This window comes from Variovorax paradoxus (genome assembly GCF_029919115.1).
GTDB lineage: Bacteria > Pseudomonadota > Gammaproteobacteria > Burkholderiales > Burkholderiaceae_C > Variovorax > Variovorax paradoxus_O.
Genome location: NZ_CP123990.1, coordinates 2,936,388 through 2,954,120, shown reverse-complemented (window position 1 = coordinate 2,954,120; position 17,733 = coordinate 2,936,388). Strand labels below are relative to the sequence as shown.

The window sequence follows — 17,733 nt, the reverse complement described above, 5'->3', positions numbered from 1 at the left end:
TCCGTCCGCCAACTCATCGAAAGCCTATTCGCAAACGCTCCTGCCAGCCGGAGACTGGCGCAGCCTGTTCAGAAAAATGAGCTGCGTCTTCGCCGTATCGCTGCCTTGCGACGCAGCCCTGAGCATCCATCCGCGAGCCTCGCAGCGGTCTGCCTTGACTGCCGACCCATAGAGCGTGGGCCCAGCGAGCAGCACCATCCCCAGCATCTCCTGCGCCTCGGCGCTGCCCTGCCCGGCGGCTTGCCTGAGCTCATCGAGCATGGTGCGGTAGTCGCGGGCCGTCTGCGCTTCGAGCGCCAGTTGGAACCGTTGCTCCGCGTGCAGGACGACGCTCGGATCGGACGGCTGCGCCGCGGAGAGCGCAGCCACAAGGCACAGCCCGCTCGCCAGCACAATGCGCCAGCGCAGCGACCAGCTTGCGATTTGATTCAATTCGGATGCCATATCGATGTTCTCCACCAGTTGTTTGGTGGAGGGCATCGTGGCAGCAAGCACTTGCAAAAAGAAACGGGATTTCACACAGGCAGGCTCAGGCGGTGCCTGAGTCCGTGCCTTGCCAGGCTCAGTTGGCGCTCAGGTCCATCAGCATGCGCGACAGCAGATAGAGCCGCGGCACCACGCTTTCGACCTCTGCGTATTCGTCCGGCGTGTGGATGCCGCCGCCCACAATGCCAAAGCCGTCGAGCACCGGCACGCCCACTCCGGCCACCAGGCTGGCATCGGCCGCGCCGCCACTGCTTTCGATGGTGAGCTTCTTGCCGATCTCGGCGTAGATGCCTTCGGCCATGGCAACCAGTTTGTCCGATGCAGGCGAACGCGGCATCGGCGGCAGGCCGCGGATGAGCCGCACGCGCACTTCGGTCTCGGGAATCAGCTTGTTCTGCGAGATGCGGGCCAGGTCCTTTTCGACGCGGTCGAGCTCTTCGGGCGTGGCGGCGCGCACATCGCCCTTGGCGCTTGCGGTGGCGGGAATCACGTTGGTCGGCCCGTTGGCGGTGAGCACCGTGAAGTTGACCGTGGTCTTCTTCGCGGCATCGCCCGTCTTCGCCAGTTGCAGCACCTGGTGCGCCACTTCCATGGCCGCATTGCGGCCTGCCTCGGGCGCAACGCCCGCGTGCGAGGCGAGCCCCTTCACTTCGATGAGCGCCGTGGCCGAGCCCTTGCGCTCCACCACGAGTCCGTCGGCCGGGCGGCCCGGCTCCAGGTTCAGCGCCACGTCATGCTGCTTGGCAATGCGCTCGATGAGCGCGCTGGTGCCGACCGAGCCCACCTCTTCGTTCGTGTCGATGAGGAAGGTGATCTGCCCATAGTCCTTGAAGCCGATCTTCTGCAGGATCTTCAACGCCTGGAGCCCGGCGACCACACCGCCCTTGTTGTCCATGACGCCGGGGCCGTAGGCGCGCCCGTCCTTGATGTAGAACGGCTTGGCCGCGGCCGTGCCGTCCTTGAACACGGTGTCGATGTGGGCGAGGATCAGGATCTTCTTCTTGCCCTGCCCGGTGATCGTGGCGACCACGTTGGTGCCGGGATGCGGCTCCGCTGGAAAAGTCTCGATGCGCGCGTCGAGCTTGCGCAGTTCTGCAACCACCATTTCGCGCACCTTGTCGAGTCCCTCGGTGTTGGCCGAGCCGGAGTCGATGTTGACCATTTGCTCCAGCAACTTCAGCGCTTCTTCTTTCTGCTGCGTGGCCGCATCCAGTGCACCCTGGTGCGGCTTCTGCGCCATGGCGGCGCCAGCGAACAGCGCGCAAGCCAGTAGTGCGCCCTGGCAGGCGGCGCGCAATGGCGCGGGTTTGGTGAAGTGATTGCGCTTGTGAAGACGAGTCATGGAATCCGTTCTGTTGTTCGTTCGAAGTTGGACGAAGGAAAGCCCGCTGGCGCGGGCTTTCTCAGGCTATCACCCGCATTCCGCGCGGGTCAAGCGAACAAAACACGGACGGGCCGGATTTCGCGGCCTAGCAGCAGCGGCCCTTGCCTCCGCCGTAGCGCGCTTCGAGCCGCTCGCGGAAGAAGGCCTCGTAGCTCATCGGCGGCTGGCCGGGATGCGTGGCAGCCATGTGGCTCAGATAGGCGTCGTAGTCGGGCAGCCCGACCATGAGCCGCAGCGACTGCTTGAGCGAGCGGGCAAAGTAGCGCCCGGCTTCCGGCAATGCAAGGGCCATGGCTGTGCTCAGCGCGCAGCCGATGCGGCCATCGGTTCGAAAGGCGTTTCCTGCGCGGTCGGCCGGTTGGCCGCGCGCGCCGCAAGGCATGCCTTCACGCTGTACACCAGCACGCTCAGCACCACGAACATGAACAGCGCGCACAGCGCAGCGTCGAGCCGGTCGTTGAAGACGATGCGCGACATGGCCTCGGTCGTCTTTGCAGGTGCCACCAGCACGCCATTGGCCAGGCCTTCGGTGTACTTGGCCGCGTGCGAGAGAAAGCCGATCTTCGGGTCGGGCGAGAAGATCTTCTGCCAGCCGGCCGTGAGCGTGCAGGCCAGCAGCCATGCGGCCGGCGCAATGGCCACCCACGCATAGCGCTCGCGCTTCATGCGGAACAGCACCACCACGCCGAGCAGCAGCGCCACTGCGGCCAGCATCTGGTTGGAGATGCCGAACAGCGGCCACAGCGTGTTGATGCCGCCCAGCGGATCGACCACGCCCTGGTAGAGAAAGTAGCCCCAAGCAGCCACGCACAGCGCCGTGGCAAACAGGTTGGCCGGCAGCGAATCGGTGCGCTTGAGCGCGGGCACGAAGCTGCCCAGCAGGTCTTGCAGCATGAAGCGGCCCGCGCGGGTGCCGGCGTCCACGGCGGTGAGGATGAACAGCGCCTCGAACAGAATTGCGAAGTGGTACCAGAAGGCCATCATGGCCTGCCCGCCGATCACCTGGTGAAGGATGTGGGCCATGCCCACGGCCAGTGTCGGCGCGCCGCCCGCACGGCCGAGGATGGTGGTTTCGCCCACGTCCTTGGCGGTCTGCACCAGCATCTCGGGCGTAACCACGAAGCCCCAGCTCGAAATGGTTTGCGCTGCCTGCTGCGCGGTGCTGCCCACCAGCGCGGCCGGGCTGTTCATTGCAAAGTAGATGCCCGGCTCGATGCACGAAGCCGCCACCAGCGCCATCACCGCCACGAAGGATTCGGCCAGCATGCCGCCGTAGCCGATGAAGCGCGCATGGCGCTCGTTGTCGAGCATCTTGGGCGTGGTGCCCGAAGAGATCAGCGCGTGGAAGCCCGACACCGCGCCGCAGGCGATGGTGATGAACAGGAACGGGAACAGGCTGCCTGACCACACCGGGCCGTTGCCTTGCGCAAACTGCGTGACGGCTGGCATCTGCAGCGTGGGCATGACAAACACGATGCCGATGGCCAGCGCGATGATCGTGCCGATCTTCAGGAAGGTAGACAGGTAGTCGCGCGGCGCCAGCAGCAGCCACACCGGCAAGCTCGCGGCAATGAAGCCGTAGCCCACGAGCATCCACGTGAGCGCCTTGCCGTCGAAGGTGAAGAGCGGCGCCCACTCGGGGTTCTGGCTCACGGCCTGGCCGCCGAAGATGGCGAGCATCAGCAGCACGAAGCCGATCAGCGACACCTCGCCGATGCGGCCCGGCCGAATGAAACGCAGGTACACGCCCATGAACAGCGCCACCGGAATGGTGGCCGCCACCGTGAAGGTGCCCCATGGTGATTCGGCCAGCGCCTTCACCACGATCAGCGCCAGCACCGCGAGGATGATGATCATGATCATGAAGGTGCCGAAGAGCGCGATCATTCCGGGCACCACGCCCATCTCCTGCTTGACCAGGTCGCCGAGCGAGCGGCCGTCGCGCCGCGTGGAGATGAAGAGAATGATGAAGTCCTGCACCGCGCCCGCGAACACCACGCCCGCCAGCACCCACAAGAGGCCCGGCAGGTAGCCCATCTGCGCCGCGAGCACCGGGCCCACCAGCGGGCCGGCGCCGGCAATGGCCGCAAAGTGGTGGCCGAACAGCACGTTCTTGTCGGTGGGCACGTAGTCGAGCCCGTCGTTGTGGCGGTGCGCCGGTGTCTTGCGGTTGCCGTCCAGCACCAGCACCTTCTCGGCGATGAACAGGCTGTAGTAGCGGTAGGCGATCAGGTAGGTGCAGATCGCGGCGGTCACCACCCAGAGGGCGTTGACGCTTTCGCCGCGCGTGAGGGCAACGGTGCCCAGCGCAAAAGCGCCGAGCACGGCCACGGCAAGCCACACCAGGTGGCGGCGGATGCTGTGCATGGGAATGTCTCCTGGAATTGAACCCGGGAGTGTTCCGCGTCAGCCCCGAGCCCGCATCCGTCGCACCGCGCGGGCCGCGTGCGTGGCTTTGCGTAATGGAAAACCCGGAGAAAACCCCGGGTTCAGAGCCGGCGAACCTGCAGCGGCTGGCGCGACCAGTACACCCCGTCGAGCCTGTCGAGCCGCACCTCGCCGCCGGTGGACGGCGCGTGCACGAACTGCCCCGCGCCAACGTAGATGCCCGCATGCGACGGCGTGGATGCGCCGAAGAGCACCAGGTCGCCCGATCGGATATCGGACGCCGGCACAGGCTGGCCGAACCCCGCCAGTCGAGCAACCGTGCGCGGCATCGCCTGGCCAGCGCTGTTCTTGTACACGTAGCCGATCAGCCCGCTGCAGTCGAACCCACCCTCGGGGGTGTTGCCGCCATAGCGGTACGGGGTGCCGACCAGGCCGAGCGCGTGGATTGCCACGCCGTTCGATTGCTCGGCCGTCAGGGGCGAGGTGCTGTAGGTGCCTGTCGAAGGGGGCATGCGCGGACTTGCGCAGCCCAGCGCCAGGAGGCAGGCGCCAATGGGAAGCAGACGAAGCAGCCGTAGCGGCAGCGGCATACGGGAACGTGGCGTGGGTGCGAGTGCGTCTTGCAAGTCTTGCATGTGGAATGGCGGGTCTTGTGGACGTGGCCAGACTCTAACGCGCCCAGCCCGCGAACCGCGGACACCGGCGGCCTCCCCGGCGCCGCTTTACCTAGAAGCTCAACGTCGCCGCGCCTCGCTTGATCAACTCGTGCATCACGCTGGAACCGGCGATGACCACGCCTTCGAGCAGGCTCTCCTGCGTGTAGCCGCGGCTCTTCACGCAGGGCGTGCAGGCCCAGAGCGTGCCGCCGCGCGAAAGAAAGTCGCGCAGCATGTCCGCCAGCGGGTCCAATGGCTTGACGTGCGTCATGTCGGATGCGCCGCGCCGCACGAGATCGACACCCGCGCTGGTGAGGAAAATGGAAACCTTCAGGCCCGACGTCATGCCGCCCAATGCAATGACCAGTCCGACGGAGGACAATTCATGGTCGATGCCATGCGTGATTACAACAACCAGATCGCGTGTCTCGGTGTTCATAGTGGTCTCCATTGAATGAGTGGAGGCAGCGTACGCTTCGTGCCGGAGGCAGACCATGACCAAAATGCCGGAAGTCTTGACCCAAACATCGCCGGGTCGTTCGGGGGACATGCTGTCGGACCTGCTCGAGAGCATGCACGTGACCGGCATGGTGCTGTTTCGCGCCGAGTTTCGCGAGCCCTGGTGCGTGACGAGCGTCGATTCAGGGCAGATGGCCGCGATGCTCGCACTCGGTTCGAGCCGCGTGATTCCCTTTCACATCATCGGCACCGGCAGCTGCCGGATCGAGCTGCCCGAGCGCGAACCCATGCGGCTGAACAGCGGCGACGCCGTGCTGCTGCCGTATGGGGGCGTTCACCGCCTGAGCGGCGGCGACGCCACGGCGCCGGTGCACATCGGGCAGTTGCTGCCGCAGCTTCCGTGGGCGGGCATGCCGCTGGTGGAGCATGGCGGAGCCGGCGGTGCCACCAGCATCATCTGCGGATTCATACGCTGCGATGAACTGCTGTTTCACCCCGTGCTGCGGCACCTGCCCGATATGCTGCACATTGCCCCCGACACCACGCCCGCGGACCACTGGCTGGCCACCACCATCCGCCATACCGTGACTGAAGCCAGCAAGCCGCAGCCCGGATGGCGCAGCATGCTGCCCCGCCTCACCGAGCTGATGTTCGTGGAAATCTTGCGCAAGCACATGCAGGGCCTTTCGGCCGACGAGGTGGGCTGGTTCGCGGCGTACAACGACGCCGTGGTTGGCTCGGCCCTGAAGCTGCTGCACGCGGCGCCGCTGGAGGACTGGAGCCTGGAAAGCCTCGCGCGCGGCGTGGGCGTGTCGCGCACCGTGCTGAGCGAACGGTTCAATCACTTTCTCGATCAGCCGCCGATGCAATACCTGGCGCACTGGCGCCTGCAGCTGGCCGCCAAGCATTTGAAGAGCAGCGAACTGCCGATCAAGATCATTGCCGACCAGGCAAGGTATGAGTCCGAGGCGGCCTTCAGCCGGGCGTTCAAGCGGCGCTTCGGCGTGCCGCCGGGGGACTGGCGGCGAAGGCAGGCGCAGGGGTTGCGTTGATCGGGCGGTGAACGGCGCCATGGCATCTATTTGCAAAGAGTCCGCATGAAGTCAGCAGGATTGAAGGGCACCGTCTCCATCGAACTCGTGCACGAGGCACTCCACGCCGCAGCGCTCAGGAACATGGACATCACCAGTGTTCTCGAAAGGGCGAAGCTGGATCGCGATCTGCTGAATGCGCCCCGGGCGCGCATTTCAGCCGCGGCCTATTCGCGCATGTGGGTGGCCTTGGCCGACCTGATGGACGACGAATTCTTCGGCCTGGACAGCCACGGGCTGCGGCGCGGGAGCTATGCGCTCATGACCCGCGCGGCAGTCGACTCCGACAACCTCGAGCACGCGCTGCGCCGCATCCTCAGGTTTCTTCATGCGACCTTGGACGACTTTCGCGGGGAGCTGGTCCGCTCGGCGGACGAGGCCCGCATAGTCCTGCAAGACGGCGGCGTGCTGCGGCGGCTCTTTGGCTATGGCACCTGGTTCATCCTCGTTCACGGCTTGGCATGCTGGCTCGTGCACAGGCGGATTCCCTTGCGCGAGATGCAGTTTCGATGCCCGCCGCCCGGCGACGACAGCCACTACCGCACACGGTTCTGCGAGAACCTCAAATTCAACGGTGAGACCACCCACATCACATTCGCAAGCGAACTGCTGGATTTGAAGATTGCAGAATCTCCGGAAACAGTCGACAACTTCTTGCGGGCGGCGCCCGCCAACCTGCTGGTCAAGTACCGCAACGACGCGAGCACCAGTGCCCAGGTCCGCAACCGCTTGCGCAGTCAACTTCCCGATGCGTGGCCAGAACTGGAGAGGCTCGCGCAGGAACTCTGCGTTAGCGGCACCACGCTCCAGCGGCGCCTGCAACAGGAGGGTGTCAGCTACCAGCGCGTGAAGGACGAGCTTCGGCGAGACATTGCCATCGATCTCCTCTCGAGCGCGTCGCTGACGGTGGCTGAAGTTGCGGCCCGAACCGGGTTCCAGGAGACAAGCGCCTTCCATCGCGCATTCAAGAAGTGGACCGGCGTCAGCCCCGGGGCGTACCGGTCTTCTCCGCCAGAACGGGAATAGGCGCCAAGCTCCCGGCGCTCCCCCAAACGGCGTTCTCATGCCCAAAGGCCCCGATCAGATCGGGGCGTCGGGGCATGGGCTTGTGTCTTTCGCAGAACTAACCTCCGCTCGCAGCCGCACCTTGCGTGCGCCGAGAGCTTGCTGGATGCGAGGAAACCGCGAATGAACCGAATGATGGGGCCGCCGCTCAGTGCACAAGCGCTGCAGGTGGCCGTCGATTGGGCAATTGCCACCCGGCGCAGTGTGAGAGCGTATTTGCCGAAGCCCGTCCCAATGGAAGATATAGAGGCAATTCTCTCGACCGCACGCTACAGCGCCTCGGGCATGAACATGCAACCTTGGCATGTGCATGTGCTCACCGGGCCCGCAAAGGCCGGCCTCTGTGCTGCAGTCACTGCGCTCGACAACGACCCGGGCAGATCGGGCGAACTGCTGGAGCCCTACGACTACTACCCGCGTGAATGGTTCTCACCCTACTTGGAGCGGCGCCGCAAGGTCGGCTGGGATCTCTACGGCCTGCTTGGCATTGCCAAGGGCGACAAGCAGCGCATGCACCTGCAGCATGGGCGCAACTACCAGTTCTTCGATGCGCCCGTGGGCCTGTTCTTCACGGTCGACCGCTCGCTCCAGGAAGGGAGCTTGCTGGACTACGGCATGTTCCTGCAGAGCGTGATGATCGCCGCGCGGAGCCGGGGCCTTCACACCTGCCCCCAAGCCGCCTTCTTGAAGTTTCACCGGCAGATCGCCGAGTTTCTGGAAATTACCCCTGGCCAGATGCTCGTCTGCGGCATGAGCCTGGGCTATGCCGACGAGGCGTCGGTCGAGAACTCGCTCGTCACCGAGCGGGAGCCGGTATCGGCCTTCACGACGTTCCACAACAATGCAAAGGAGACAAAGGCATGAGCGCGGAATCTTATGGAAGAGGCCTCGACCGCTGCGAGGCAAATCACGTGCCGCTCACTCCGCTCGGCTTTCTCGATCGCGCCGCGCTGGCACACCCCGACCGAGCAGCCGTGGTGCATGGCGAGCTGTCGCGAACGTGGGCGCAGACGCGCGAGCGCTGTTATCGCCTTGCGTCGGCCCTGGTGAATCGGGGCATCGAGCCTGGAGACACCGTATCGGTGCTGGCCCCCAACACACCCGCCATGCTCGAAGCGCATTTCGGTGTACCGCTGGCAGGCGCGGTTCTCAACGCCATCAACCACCGCCTCGATCCCGAAGGCATTGCGTTCATCCTGCATCACGGCGAGTGCAAGCTGCTGATGGTCGACCGGGAGTTTGCCGCAACGGTGGCCGCTGCGCTGAAGCTGCTCGACAGTCCGCCTGCGGTCATAGACATCGACGACCATCTCGCGCTGCCCGCTGAACCCATCGGCGAGACCGACTACGAATCTCTGCTGGCGAGCGGCGATCCAGGTTTTTCCGGCCGGTGGCCCAGTGACGAATGGCAGCCCATTGCGCTGAACTACACCTCGGGCACAACGGGGGACCCGAAGGGCGTGGTCGCCAGCCACCGCGGCACCTATCTCATGAGCCTGCTGCAGATCACGAACTGGGCCATGCCCCGGGCGCCGAGATACCTGTGGACGCTGCCCATGTTCCACGCAAACGGATGGTGCTTCACCTGGGCCGTAACAGCTGCGGCGGGCACCCACGTCTGCTTGCGAAGAGTGTCCGCCGAAGCAGTGCTGCAGGCTGTCGACAAGCACCAGATCGATCATCTGTGTGCAGCGCCGGTGGTCATGGCCATGCTGGCCGACGCGGCGAAAAACACCGAACTGTCCCGCCCCGTACGCGTACTGACAGCGGGATCTCCGCCTCCGCTTGCCGTGCTGAACGCCGTGCTGGCCATGGGCTTCGACGTGGAGCATGTGTTTGGCATCACGGAGGTCTGCGGCACGCCGGTGAGCTGCGTGTGGCAAGACGGCTGGAATGATCTTCCCCAGGCCGAGCAAGGCAGGCTCCGGGTACGCCAGGGCGTGCGAGCCGCCATGTTCGAAAGCCTCATGGTCGGCGACGCGGACACGCTGGCGCCCGTTCCGCAAGACGGAAAGACCGCCGGCGAGCTCATGCTGCGCGGCAACACGGTCATGATGGGCTACTTCAAGAACGAGGCCGCAACACGCAAGGCGGTTGCCAATGGCTGGTTTCGTACCGGCGACGTGGCGGTGCTTCACGGCAACGGATATGCGCAGATCACCGATCGTTCGAAAGACGTGATCATTTCCGGCGGCGAGAACATTTCATCCGTCGAAGTCGAGGACGTGGTTCACGGGCACCCGGCTGTCCTGCATGCCGCCGTGGTCGCCCAGCCCGACGAGAAATGGGGAGAGGTGCCGTGCGTGTTCATCGAGCTCAGGGCAGGTGTTGCGGCACCGTCTGAGCAAGAGATCATTGCCTTCTGCCGGGCGCGGCTGGCTCACTTCAAGTGTCCGCATCGCGTGGTATTCAGCAGCTTGCCGAAGACTGCGACCGGAAAGATCCAGAAGTTCCGCCTGCGACAGCAAGCCGGAAGCCAGGAAGCCATCACCGATCTGGCGAACCCGCATGACTGAGTTTGAACCCGCGCCCGGCGCGCCCATAGAGCCCGGCTACCGTTTCTCGCGAACGCACGCGTTCGACGAAGAGCAAGTCAGGAAATTTGCGGAGGCGGCCGGGGACGACAACCCCCTGCACCACGATGCCGAGTTTGCAAGAGGCACGCGGTTTGGCGGCCTGATCGCAAGCGGCACCCACACCACGTCCCTGTTGATGGGATTGACCGCCAGCCATTTCGCCAAGAAAGGCAACGTGCTGGGAATCAACTTTCGGTCGACCTGCTGCGCCCCGTACTCGCGAGCGAGACGGTCCTCATCGAGTGGAACGTGCTATCGATTGCGGACCGACCGAGAGGCGGCAGCATCATCGAGATGCAGGGGTGGGTAAAAGGCGCCGATGATCGGACCAGTGTTCTTGCGCACGGCACGGTGCTGCTCATTGAGCGCCACTGAGACATTCGCGCGGGCCTTTTGGCATAAACCGAGGTTTTATCGTCATTGCCGCGCCAACCCGCAGCTTCTAGGCTCGCCGCTTCAATGCCACGGGCAGGAGGCCTTGGTGAAGACGGTCGCGGCGTCGAACGTGACGCACCTGAAATTCGTTAGAAAGTAAAAGTTGCAGAGCGCTTGGTCCTCAATGCTCCGTGAGCAATCCAAGAAAGGCCCCTTTCTATCGGTATCAATCCTTGCGCAGATGTGTCAGAGTACGACAAAAGCTCTTCTGGTCTACCCCGATAGCACTCCTGATGTTCCATCGACCGTCAATCGCCTTCCGTACGACGGCTTTCGTGGTCGTCGTCTGCGCCATTCTTCTTGCGATCGACGGGTGGAACAGCTGGCAATCGCGCTCGGACCAGCTCGAGCAGATGGGCGTGGCCACATCGAACCTCGCGCGCGCCATGGCGCAGCAGGCAGATGATGCAATCAAGAAAGCCGATACGGTATTGGTCGGCATGGTGGAACGTGTCGAGCACGAGGGCACCGAGCAGGCCGATGTGGCGCGGCTACGCAAGGTGCTTGCAACGCGTGTCGCCGAACTGCCGCAACTCGACGGCCTGCATATCTACGACAAGGATGGCAACTGGGTCGCAAACTCCCGCCCCACTCAGCCGGAAAACCTCAACAACGCGAACAGGGAGTATTTCGTCTTCCACCGCACGCACGAGGAGCGAGGGCCGCACATCGGTCTTCCGGTGAAGAGCCGAACCACCGGCAGGTTGCTGCTGCCGATCTCGCGGCGCATCAACCATGCGGATGGCAGCTTTGCAGGCGTGGCGCTCGCGACGATCCATCTCGACTTTTTCTCGAAGTTCTACGCAAGGCAGGGGCCGTTGCGCTGGTGCACGAGAACGGAACCATGATGACCCGCCGGCCCTACAGCGACGATGCCCCGGGTCGCAACATGCTGGGCACCGAACTCTTCCGCACCTATACGGCAGAAGGCCCTATGGGCATGGCTTACTTCAAGTCGGCGCAAGACGGCGTGACGCGATTGAACAGCTTCCAGCGGCTCGACAACTATCCGCTCTTCGTTGCAGCAGCCCTGTCGAAGGACGAGATCCTTGCCAACTGGTGGCGCGAAACGCTTTGGCATTCGGGCGGCATCGCCGTCCTGACCTTGATCGTCGGGTTCATCGGGTGGCGGCTGGTAAGGCAGCTCCAGCTGCAAACGCGAACCGAGGCCGAGCTTCGGCAGGCACGCGATGCGTTGGAAACACTGAACAAGACACTCAACACCCTGGCCATGGAAGACGGCCTGACCGGCCTCGCGAACCGCAGGCAGTTCGACATGATGCTGGACAACGAGTTCAGCCGGGCGGCGCGCACCGCCAGCACCCTGGCCTTGATCATGATGGATGTGGACTGCTTCAAGCAGTACAACGACATCTATGGCCACGCCGCAGGCGACGAGTGCCTGCAGACCATCGGCCGCACCATCGCGAACCTTGCATCCCAGCGGCCGGGCGACCTTGCGGCCCGATACGGCGGAGAGGAAATGGCCGTGCTGCTGCCCAACACCGATGTGAAAGGGGCCGTGGTGCTGGCAGAGCGCATTCGCAGCGCCGTGCGGGACCTGAAGATCGAGCACTCCGGGGTTGCCGATGGGTTCGTGACGCTGAGCGCCGGCGTGGACGCGCTCATTCCGGCAACGGGGCAGGTGCAGTCGAAGGAGTTGATCCGCGCCGCGGACAGGGCACTGTATGCGGCCAAGGCGGGCGGCCGCAACCGCGTGTGCTCGACTGCACAGCCCGCGCCCGCATGAGCAGGGCCGTTGCCGCCGCTGCGGTCAGTGCTGCGTAACGACGATTGGAGCGCCCTTGGTGATGATCATCGTGTGCTCGTACTGCGCAGACAGGTTTCCGCTTGCGCCTGCGAGCGTCCAGCCGTCGGCAGCTTCGGTAACGATGCGGCTCTTGGTCGACAGGAAAGGTTCGATGGTGATGACCATGCCTTCCTTCAAAACGCGCTTGTCCGAGGGATCGAAGTAGCCGGGGATGTGTTCCGGCTCTTCGTGCAGCGCACGCCCGACCCCGTGGCTTCCCAGGTTTTCGATGATCTTGAAACCGTATGCCTTTGCAGTGCGCTCGATGGCGGCTCCAATCGCATTGATCGGTTGTCCGGCACGGGCGGTCTTCATCGCCTCGGCGAGCGCCGTGCGCGTGGCGTGACAGAGGCGGGTTTTCTGCGGAGTGGTCGGGGGTACGACGGTAGTTCCACCGGTATCGGCAAAGTACCCGCCAAGCTCCGCCGACACATCGATGTTCAGCACGTCCCCGGCCCGGATGACGCGCTCCCCGGGAATGCCGTGCGCCGCCTGTTCATTGATGCTGATGCACGTCGCTCCGGGAAAGTTGTATGTCAACCTTGGCGCAGACTGCGCGCCATGCTCTTGCAACAGCCTTTCGCCAAGCAAGTCGAGCTCGCGCGTGGTCATGCCGGGCTCTGCGGCGTCGAGCATTTGCTGCAGCACGAACGAGACTATTTTTCCGATCCGTTTCAATGCTACGACGTCGTCTTGCGTTTCGATGGTCATGTGGCGTATTTGTGAAAGATACAGGTGGGAAGGCTTCCTGGCTGCGCGCGCAGCCCTTTGCGGGCATTATCCGGCAGCGGAAAATCCATCGACACGAACAAGACAAACCAGGCATCGCCCTTGACCGTTAACTTGCATCTTCAGGAGGCCGCATGAGCGAAGCCCCTCCCCCGCAGGACCCTGCCCTGCTGCGACGGCTGCTGCGCGCAAAAGACCGGATGGACGCCGCTTCGCACGAAGAGTGGCCCGTGGTGCGGCTTGCGGAGGTAAGCGGTGTGTCCGAGGCCCACTTCGCAAGGTCGTTCAAGCAGGCGTTCGGTATTCCGCCTCACCGGTATCTGCTCACGCGGCGCATCGAGCGTGCAATGGCGTTGCTTCGCGAAACCGACCTGCCCATTACCGACATCGCCTTCGACACCGGCTGGGCGAGCCTGGGCACCTTCGGGCGCACCTTTCGCGACATTACCGGCAACAGCCCGAGCGCCGTGCGCTCGCAAGGCCGGCAGGCACCGCGAGAACAAGGCGCTGTGCCTGTGTGCATCGCGAACGCCGCGCGCCGGCCCGGCCTCACGACCGCAGTTTCGGAGAAGCGGCGCCAGGCGGCAAACGGTACAAACACGCCCGAACAACAACAGGAGAGTTCATGAAACAGGGCATTGATGTCGTCGGTTTGTATGTGCGCGATCAGGACGAAGCGCTGGCGTTCTATGTAGACAAGCTCGGCTTCCGCGTTCACACGGACGTGGGCAATGGCGGCTATCGGTGGCTCACGGTGCAGCACCCGGAGCAGCCGTCGTTCCAGCTTGGCCTTTTTCTGCCCGGCCCGCCGGTGCACGACGAGGCCACCGCCCAGGCGCTGCGCGCCCTGGTGGCCAAAGGTGCGATGCCGCCGCTCGTGCTCACCGTGGACGACTGCCGCGCGGCCTACGCCCGGATGCATGCCTTGGGGGTGGAGTTCACGCAGGAGCCGGTGGATCGCTACGGCACCGTGGACGCCGGCTTTCGCGACCCTTCCGGGAATGGATGGAAGATGATCCAGGGCCGCGGCTGAAGGCCGAAGCAAGAAAAATGACAAGCAAGCACCCGAGCACGATCGACGAATACATCGAGGCAGCCCCGCCCGAGGGCCGGCCGCATCTGCGCCGGGTGTATGCCATTCTCAAAAGCGTTGCGCCCCATGCAGAAGAAACGATCAAGTGGGGAACGCCGTTCTTCGTGGAGCCGCGGTTCCTGTTCGCTTTTTCGGCGCACAAGGCGCATGTCAACTTTGCACCTACTGAGGCAACGCTGAAGGCGTTTGGCAAAGAGCTCGCAAAGCACAAGACAACCAGGAACTACCTTCAGCTCCCCTACGACAAGCCCGTGCCTGAAGAGCTCGTCCGCAAGATTGCGGAGCACTGCGTGAAAGCGGTGCGTGAGCGCGAAGACGACGCCTTCTGGTAGCCCGTTCGCGCAGCAAGCCTTGCTCAGGTCTTCGCCTTCTTCGCAGCTTTGGACTTCTTGCCCGAGCTATTGAGCGCAACCGCCTCCTTGACCAGCGCCTTGAACGCAGCCTCGTCGAGCGCTTCTCCTTCGAGAATGTCGATGGCACGGCGCACATTGCCGTCCAGGCTCGAGTTGAAGAGGCGGGCCGGGTCTTTCAGCGACGCTCCCTTGGCGAAGGTGAGCTTTACCTTGCCCTTGTAGGTTTCGCCGGTGCAGATGATGCCGTCGTGCGACCACACCGGTGTACCCATCCACTTCAGCTCCTCGACCACCTCCGGGTCTGCCTGCTGGATGAGCTTGCGCATTCTTGCCAGCGTGTCGCCGCGCCAGTCGCCCATCTCGGCAATTTTTCTCGAGATGAGTTCCGGCGCCGGCAGGTCCTGGCTCACTTCCGTATTTTTCATATTCGCTTTCTTGAGGTTCAGCGGGTACTTCAATTGCAACGGCTGTGGAGGATAGTCGCGCTTCGGGGCAATGCAAGGGTTGCCGCCGGTCGTGTGGCACGATCAAAACATGCCCGAACCGTCACGCCGCATTCCTTACCGCACCTGGCCAGGCGCGCTTGCCGTACTGCTCGCCATTGCCGGCTATGTGGGTGGCCTGAAATTGTGGGACAGCCGCACACCCGGAAGCCGGCCGCTGCCCGCGGGTGAAACCGTCTCGGTCGGGCACGCCCGGTTCGTACCCGCCGAAGGATGGGAAATGGACGTGTCCCGCTCCAGGGCCGGCAGGTCTTTGATGCTGTTCAAGGGCGGCCACAAGTTCCTGGTGACCACGGGACAATGGGCAGGTGGGCCCGACGGGCCCCTGGTGCGGCAACAGCGCTTCATGGAGCGGGGCCAAGGCCTGCAGATCGACGGCGATGTGTCGGGCTTTGTCACCCCATGGGGCCTGCAGGGCAAGACCTTCGCCTACTATGGTTCGAAGCTGGCGGGCCGGTTCTGGCAGGTGGTCGACCTGCAGCGCCGGTCGCTCGTACAGATCGACGTCTACGGCGCAAGCGAAGGCCTGAACGATGCCATGGCCGATGCGAGGGGCATGCTCGAGTCGATGGACCTGGAAGCCCCGCAATGAGCCTCGAACTCACCCCGCAACAGGACCGCGGCGAATGGCCGGTGGGCACCGATTCGTTCTTCCAGCCGCGCCGCGCGGCGTTCTGGCTGCTGGCCGCGCTCATCGCCAATGGGCTGTTCTATACCTTCAACATGTTCTCGGTCGGGTTCCGTGTCGTTCCCGTTACGGCGCTGCTTGGCCTGCTGGTGTGGGGCATCTATACGCTGGTCTTTCTTGTGGTGTTTCGCACGCTCGACTTGCTCGAGCAGCATCCGCCCGAAGCCTTTGTGCTGGCGTTTGCGTGGGGCGGCCTGGGGGCGGTGTACTTTGCCGCGCCTGCGAACATTGCCATACAGAGCCTGTGCGCCAAGCTGGTGTCGCCTGACTTCGTGGCAGTCTGGGGGCCGGCCATTGCGGGCCCGATTACCGAGGAGTTCCTGAAGCTTGCCGGTGTGGTCTTGCTGATTCTCGTGGCGCGCAACCAGTTCCAGACCTACCTCTCGGTGCTCATCGTCGGTGCCATGGCGGGGCTGGGCTTTCAGGTGGTCGAAAACCTCACCTACACCCTCAACGCCTCGCTGCACTTTCCGCTCGAGAACCAGGTGTACCCGGTGCTGCTCAACCTGCTGACGCGCGGGCTGCTGAGCGGGCTTTGGAGCCATGCGGCCTACACCACCATCGCATCTTTTGGGGTGGCGTGGTTTCTGCTGCACCCCGAGCGGCCCATGGCGGCAAGAATCGGCTGCGCGCTTTTTTGCTTTGCGCTGGCGTGGGCCATGCATTTCATCTGGAACTCGCCGTGGCTTGAAGATCTTTTTGGCGGCGGCTATGGCGAGATGGCGGTGCTGCTTGTAGTCAAGGGCATTCCCGCGATGATTGCGGCCGGGATCTTCTGGCGCGTTGCCGCTCGCGAGAACGGCACCTATCTTCATGCGCTTGCGGCCTACTTTGTGCCCGAGCGGGAACTGATCCGCGACGACGAGTGGATTCGCCTGGGCGCGCCTCTGCTGCGCTACAAGGTTCGCATGGAAATCGGCTGGACCTTCGGCCTGCGGGCAAGGCGCCTGAAGACCCAGCTGCAGCGCGAACAGCTGCGGCTCATTCGCAAGGCAATGACCTATGGACGCGGGGCGCAGACGCTGCGGCACGAGGTAGCGATAAGGCGGCTGCGCGCGATGCTCGATCCGCTCATGGAAGCTCCACGCTGAAGCAGGCAATGGACCATGGCCTTGGATCCTTCAGACAATCCAGAAGAAAAGCTGGAACCGTCGGGCCGCAAGCGCTGGCTCGGCGCGGCGTTTGTGTGCGCTGCGCTCGCTGCGCCTCTGCTGGCCGCGTGGGGTGTTGCTACCGGCAGGCTGGTGATTCCGGAGCGCTTCAATCCGTGGGCTCCGCTCGATGTGGCGGCGGCGCCCGACTGGCTGACCGGCTTCAAGCTTTCGCGCGCACGCAATGAACCTGCGCGCTGTCTTGCTGCGCTGGCGCAAACCGGCATGCAGTACGACCTGCTGCCCGACCGCGTCACCGCACCGGGCTGCGGCTTCACAAACTCGGTGAGGCTGCGCTCGGCCGGCGTGCGCCTTGGCACGGCGCCTTCGCTGAGCTGCCCCATGGCGCTTTCCTTCTTCATGTGGGAGAGGTACGCGCTGCAGCCGGCCGCTATTCAGCACTTCGATCAGCCCGTGGTGGCCATCGAACACCTGGGCAGCTACGCCTGCCGCAACGTGAACCGCGGCGAAGGTGCCGTGCCGGGTGCTTCGCGCAGTCGGCACGCGACGGCCGATGCGCTCGATGTTGCCGGCCTGACGCTGGCGAGCGGCAGGCGCATCACGGTACTGCAAGCCTGGCCTCGCAGCGGCGCGGCCGATGCTGCGAGCACGAACGATTCGGCCGCCCTGCTGTTGCTCGATGCGCACCGCGGCGCATGCCGGTTCTTCAATGGCGTGCTGGGCCCCGACTACAACGCCGCGCATAGCGACCACTTTCACCTGGAGACCGGTGGGTACGGCGTGTGCCGCTAGCGACGGATTCGCTTGAAACTCGCGCCGCGGGGCACAAGGGCTGATGCGCCTTGTGGCAGGGGTGAGAACCTTGGAACTACGACGCGTGCGCCCGTCTTGAAAAGAGCTAGGCG

21 protein-coding genes are annotated in these 17,733 nt (G+C 64.3%); 13 read left to right on the top strand and 8 right to left on the bottom strand.

Going from position 1 to position 17,733, the window contains the following annotated elements; all coding sequences use genetic code 11:
• Positions 1 to 24: 24 nt before the first annotated feature.
• The 6 genes from QHG62_RS14420 to QHG62_RS14395 all read right to left on the bottom strand — a co-directional run bounded on the left by QHG62_RS14420 (position 25) and on the right by QHG62_RS14395 (position 5,353).
• A complete protein-coding gene (locus QHG62_RS14420; RefSeq protein ID WP_281151648.1) occupies positions 25 to 444 on the bottom strand; it encodes a sel1 repeat family protein in 420 nt (139 codons plus the stop codon).
• Between the two features lie 118 nt (positions 445 to 562).
• Positions 563 to 1,828 (bottom strand): glutamate carboxypeptidase, encoded by a 1,266-nt coding sequence (locus tag QHG62_RS14415; RefSeq protein ID WP_432445528.1) that lies wholly within the window; start codon positions 1,826 to 1,828, stop codon positions 563 to 565.
• 127 nt (positions 1,829 to 1,955) lie between these two features.
• The gene (locus QHG62_RS14410) at positions 1,956 to 2,162 is read right to left on the bottom strand and encodes a YbdD/YjiX family protein (RefSeq protein ID WP_281146334.1); all 207 of its coding nucleotides are present in this window, start codon (positions 2,160 to 2,162) and stop codon (positions 1,956 to 1,958) included.
• 8 nt (positions 2,163 to 2,170) lie between these two features.
• Complete coding sequence (locus tag QHG62_RS14405; protein WP_157615153.1) at positions 2,171 to 4,237, bottom strand: carbon starvation CstA family protein; 2,067 nt, start codon at positions 4,235 to 4,237, stop codon at positions 2,171 to 2,173.
• Positions 4,238 to 4,359: 122 nt separating this feature from the next.
• Entirely contained in the window at positions 4,360 to 4,884 is a 525-nt protein-coding gene (locus QHG62_RS14400; RefSeq protein WP_432445614.1) for a C40 family peptidase, read from the bottom strand.
• A gap of 100 nt (positions 4,885 to 4,984) precedes the next feature.
• Entirely contained in the window at positions 4,985 to 5,353 is a 369-nt protein-coding gene (locus QHG62_RS14395; RefSeq protein ID WP_281146333.1) for a DsrE family protein, read from the bottom strand.
• Between the two features lie 55 nt (positions 5,354 to 5,408).
• On the opposite strand from QHG62_RS14395, the gene QHG62_RS14390 reads away from it, so the two are divergent.
• The 7 genes from QHG62_RS14390 (at position 5,409) to QHG62_RS27720 (ending at position 12,290) form a co-directional block, all read left to right on the top strand.
• Complete coding sequence (locus QHG62_RS14390; RefSeq protein WP_281146332.1) at positions 5,409 to 6,425, top strand: AraC family transcriptional regulator; 1,017 nt, start codon at positions 5,409 to 5,411, stop codon at positions 6,423 to 6,425.
• A 45-nt stretch (positions 6,426 to 6,470) separates the two neighbouring features.
• Positions 6,471 to 7,490, top strand: a complete 1,020-nt coding sequence (locus QHG62_RS14385) for an AraC family transcriptional regulator (RefSeq protein WP_281146331.1) — start codon at positions 6,471 to 6,473, stop codon at positions 7,488 to 7,490.
• 162 nt (positions 7,491 to 7,652) lie between these two features.
• Positions 7,653 to 8,393 (top strand): nitroreductase, encoded by a 741-nt coding sequence (locus QHG62_RS14380; RefSeq protein ID WP_281146330.1) that lies wholly within the window; start codon positions 7,653 to 7,655, stop codon positions 8,391 to 8,393.
• A complete protein-coding gene (locus QHG62_RS14375) occupies positions 8,390 to 10,045 on the top strand; it encodes an AMP-binding protein (RefSeq protein ID WP_281146329.1) in 1,656 nt (551 codons plus the stop codon). Before QHG62_RS14380 ends, QHG62_RS14375 begins: the two co-directional genes overlap by 4 nt.
• The gene (locus tag QHG62_RS14370; RefSeq protein ID WP_281146328.1) at positions 10,038 to 10,415 is read left to right on the top strand and encodes a MaoC family dehydratase; all 378 of its coding nucleotides are present in this window, start codon (positions 10,038 to 10,040) and stop codon (positions 10,413 to 10,415) included. The genes QHG62_RS14375 and QHG62_RS14370 overlap by 8 nt, the downstream gene beginning before the upstream one ends.
• A 358-nt stretch (positions 10,416 to 10,773) precedes the next feature.
• On the top strand, positions 10,774 to 11,388 hold the full coding sequence (locus QHG62_RS27725; RefSeq protein WP_348638664.1) for a cache domain-containing protein: 615 nt from the start codon (positions 10,774 to 10,776) through the stop codon (positions 11,386 to 11,388).
• On the top strand, positions 11,385 to 12,290 hold the full coding sequence (locus QHG62_RS27720) for a GGDEF domain-containing protein (protein WP_348638663.1): 906 nt from the start codon (positions 11,385 to 11,387) through the stop codon (positions 12,288 to 12,290). Before QHG62_RS27725 ends, QHG62_RS27720 begins: the two co-directional genes overlap by 4 nt.
• A 24-nt stretch (positions 12,291 to 12,314) precedes the next feature.
• Here the strand turns inward: QHG62_RS27720 and map are convergent, their stop codons facing one another.
• Positions 12,315 to 13,061 (bottom strand): type I methionyl aminopeptidase, encoded by a 747-nt coding sequence (map, locus tag QHG62_RS14360; RefSeq protein ID WP_281146327.1) that lies wholly within the window; start codon positions 13,059 to 13,061, stop codon positions 12,315 to 12,317.
• A 152-nt stretch (positions 13,062 to 13,213) separates the two neighbouring features.
• Here map and QHG62_RS14355 point away from each other — a divergent pair, with 152 nt between their 5' ends.
• The 3 genes from QHG62_RS14355 to QHG62_RS14345 are packed head-to-tail and all read left to right on the top strand — an operon-like array spanning position 13,214 to position 14,504.
• Complete coding sequence (locus QHG62_RS14355; protein ID WP_281146326.1) at positions 13,214 to 13,708, top strand: helix-turn-helix domain-containing protein; 495 nt, start codon at positions 13,214 to 13,216, stop codon at positions 13,706 to 13,708.
• On the top strand, positions 13,705 to 14,112 hold the full coding sequence (locus tag QHG62_RS14350) for a VOC family protein (protein WP_281146325.1): 408 nt from the start codon (positions 13,705 to 13,707) through the stop codon (positions 14,110 to 14,112). The genes QHG62_RS14355 and QHG62_RS14350 overlap by 4 nt, the downstream gene beginning before the upstream one ends.
• Positions 14,113 to 14,129: 17 nt before the next feature.
• Positions 14,130 to 14,504 (top strand): iron chaperone, encoded by a 375-nt coding sequence (locus QHG62_RS14345; protein WP_281146324.1) that lies wholly within the window; start codon positions 14,130 to 14,132, stop codon positions 14,502 to 14,504.
• A gap of 23 nt (positions 14,505 to 14,527) precedes the next feature.
• Here QHG62_RS14345 and QHG62_RS14340 read toward each other — a convergent pair whose 3' ends face one another.
• The gene (locus QHG62_RS14340; protein ID WP_281146323.1) at positions 14,528 to 14,950 is read right to left on the bottom strand and encodes a DUF1801 domain-containing protein; all 423 of its coding nucleotides are present in this window, start codon (positions 14,948 to 14,950) and stop codon (positions 14,528 to 14,530) included.
• 109 nt (positions 14,951 to 15,059) lie between these two features.
• On the opposite strand from QHG62_RS14340, the gene QHG62_RS14335 reads away from it, so the two are divergent.
• Genes QHG62_RS14335 through QHG62_RS14325 form a run of 3 tightly spaced genes read left to right on the top strand, consistent with a single transcriptional unit; the run spans position 15,060 to position 17,620 of the window.
• Positions 15,060 to 15,620: a hypothetical protein gene (locus tag QHG62_RS14335; RefSeq protein WP_281146322.1), complete on the top strand. Its 561-nt coding sequence runs from the start codon at positions 15,060 to 15,062 to the stop codon at positions 15,618 to 15,620.
• The gene (locus QHG62_RS14330) at positions 15,617 to 16,807 is read left to right on the top strand and encodes a PrsW family intramembrane metalloprotease (protein WP_281146321.1); all 1,191 of its coding nucleotides are present in this window, start codon (positions 15,617 to 15,619) and stop codon (positions 16,805 to 16,807) included. Before QHG62_RS14335 ends, QHG62_RS14330 begins: the two co-directional genes overlap by 4 nt.
• Before the next feature lie 15 nt (positions 16,808 to 16,822).
• On the top strand, positions 16,823 to 17,620 hold the full coding sequence (locus QHG62_RS14325) for an extensin-like domain-containing protein (protein WP_281146320.1): 798 nt from the start codon (positions 16,823 to 16,825) through the stop codon (positions 17,618 to 17,620).
• Positions 17,621 to 17,733 lie beyond the last annotated feature (113 nt).

Coding starts and splice junctions, on each gene's coding strand:
- QHG62_RS27725 (WP_348638664.1), top strand. CDS start 10,774: ATGTTCCATCGACCGTCAATCGCCTTCCGTACGACGGCTTTCGTGGTC.
- QHG62_RS14405 (WP_157615153.1), bottom strand. CDS start 4,237: ATGCACAGCATCCGCCGCCACCTGGTGTGGCTTGCCGTGGCCGTGCTC.
- QHG62_RS14375 (WP_281146329.1), top strand. CDS start 8,390: ATGAGCGCGGAATCTTATGGAAGAGGCCTCGACCGCTGCGAGGCAAAT.
- QHG62_RS14335 (WP_281146322.1), top strand. CDS start 15,060: ATGCCCGAACCGTCACGCCGCATTCCTTACCGCACCTGGCCAGGCGCG.
- QHG62_RS14390 (WP_281146332.1), top strand. CDS start 5,409: ATGACCAAAATGCCGGAAGTCTTGACCCAAACATCGCCGGGTCGTTCG.
- QHG62_RS14355 (WP_281146326.1), top strand. CDS start 13,214: ATGAGCGAAGCCCCTCCCCCGCAGGACCCTGCCCTGCTGCGACGGCTG.
- QHG62_RS14350 (WP_281146325.1), top strand. CDS start 13,705: ATGAAACAGGGCATTGATGTCGTCGGTTTGTATGTGCGCGATCAGGAC.
- QHG62_RS14370 (WP_281146328.1), top strand. CDS start 10,038: ATGACTGAGTTTGAACCCGCGCCCGGCGCGCCCATAGAGCCCGGCTAC.
- QHG62_RS14380 (WP_281146330.1), top strand. CDS start 7,653: ATGAACCGAATGATGGGGCCGCCGCTCAGTGCACAAGCGCTGCAGGTG.
- QHG62_RS14420 (WP_281151648.1), bottom strand. CDS start 444: ATGGCATCCGAATTGAATCAAATCGCAAGCTGGTCGCTGCGCTGGCGC.
- QHG62_RS14330 (WP_281146321.1), top strand. CDS start 15,617: ATGAGCCTCGAACTCACCCCGCAACAGGACCGCGGCGAATGGCCGGTG.
- QHG62_RS14415 (WP_432445528.1), bottom strand. CDS start 1,828: ATGACTCGTCTTCACAAGCGCAATCACTTCACCAAACCCGCGCCATTG.
- QHG62_RS14395 (WP_281146333.1), bottom strand. CDS start 5,353: ATGAACACCGAGACACGCGATCTGGTTGTTGTAATCACGCATGGCATC.
- QHG62_RS14345 (WP_281146324.1), top strand. CDS start 14,130: ATGACAAGCAAGCACCCGAGCACGATCGACGAATACATCGAGGCAGCC.
- map (WP_281146327.1), bottom strand. CDS start 13,061: ATGACCATCGAAACGCAAGACGACGTCGTAGCATTGAAACGGATCGGA.
- QHG62_RS14325 (WP_281146320.1), top strand. CDS start 16,823: ATGGCCTTGGATCCTTCAGACAATCCAGAAGAAAAGCTGGAACCGTCG.
- QHG62_RS14410 (WP_281146334.1), bottom strand. CDS start 2,162: ATGGCCCTTGCATTGCCGGAAGCCGGGCGCTACTTTGCCCGCTCGCTC.
- QHG62_RS27720 (WP_348638663.1), top strand. CDS start 11,385: ATGATGACCCGCCGGCCCTACAGCGACGATGCCCCGGGTCGCAACATG.
- QHG62_RS14340 (WP_281146323.1), bottom strand. CDS start 14,950: ATGAAAAATACGGAAGTGAGCCAGGACCTGCCGGCGCCGGAACTCATC.
- QHG62_RS14385 (WP_281146331.1), top strand. CDS start 6,471: ATGAAGTCAGCAGGATTGAAGGGCACCGTCTCCATCGAACTCGTGCAC.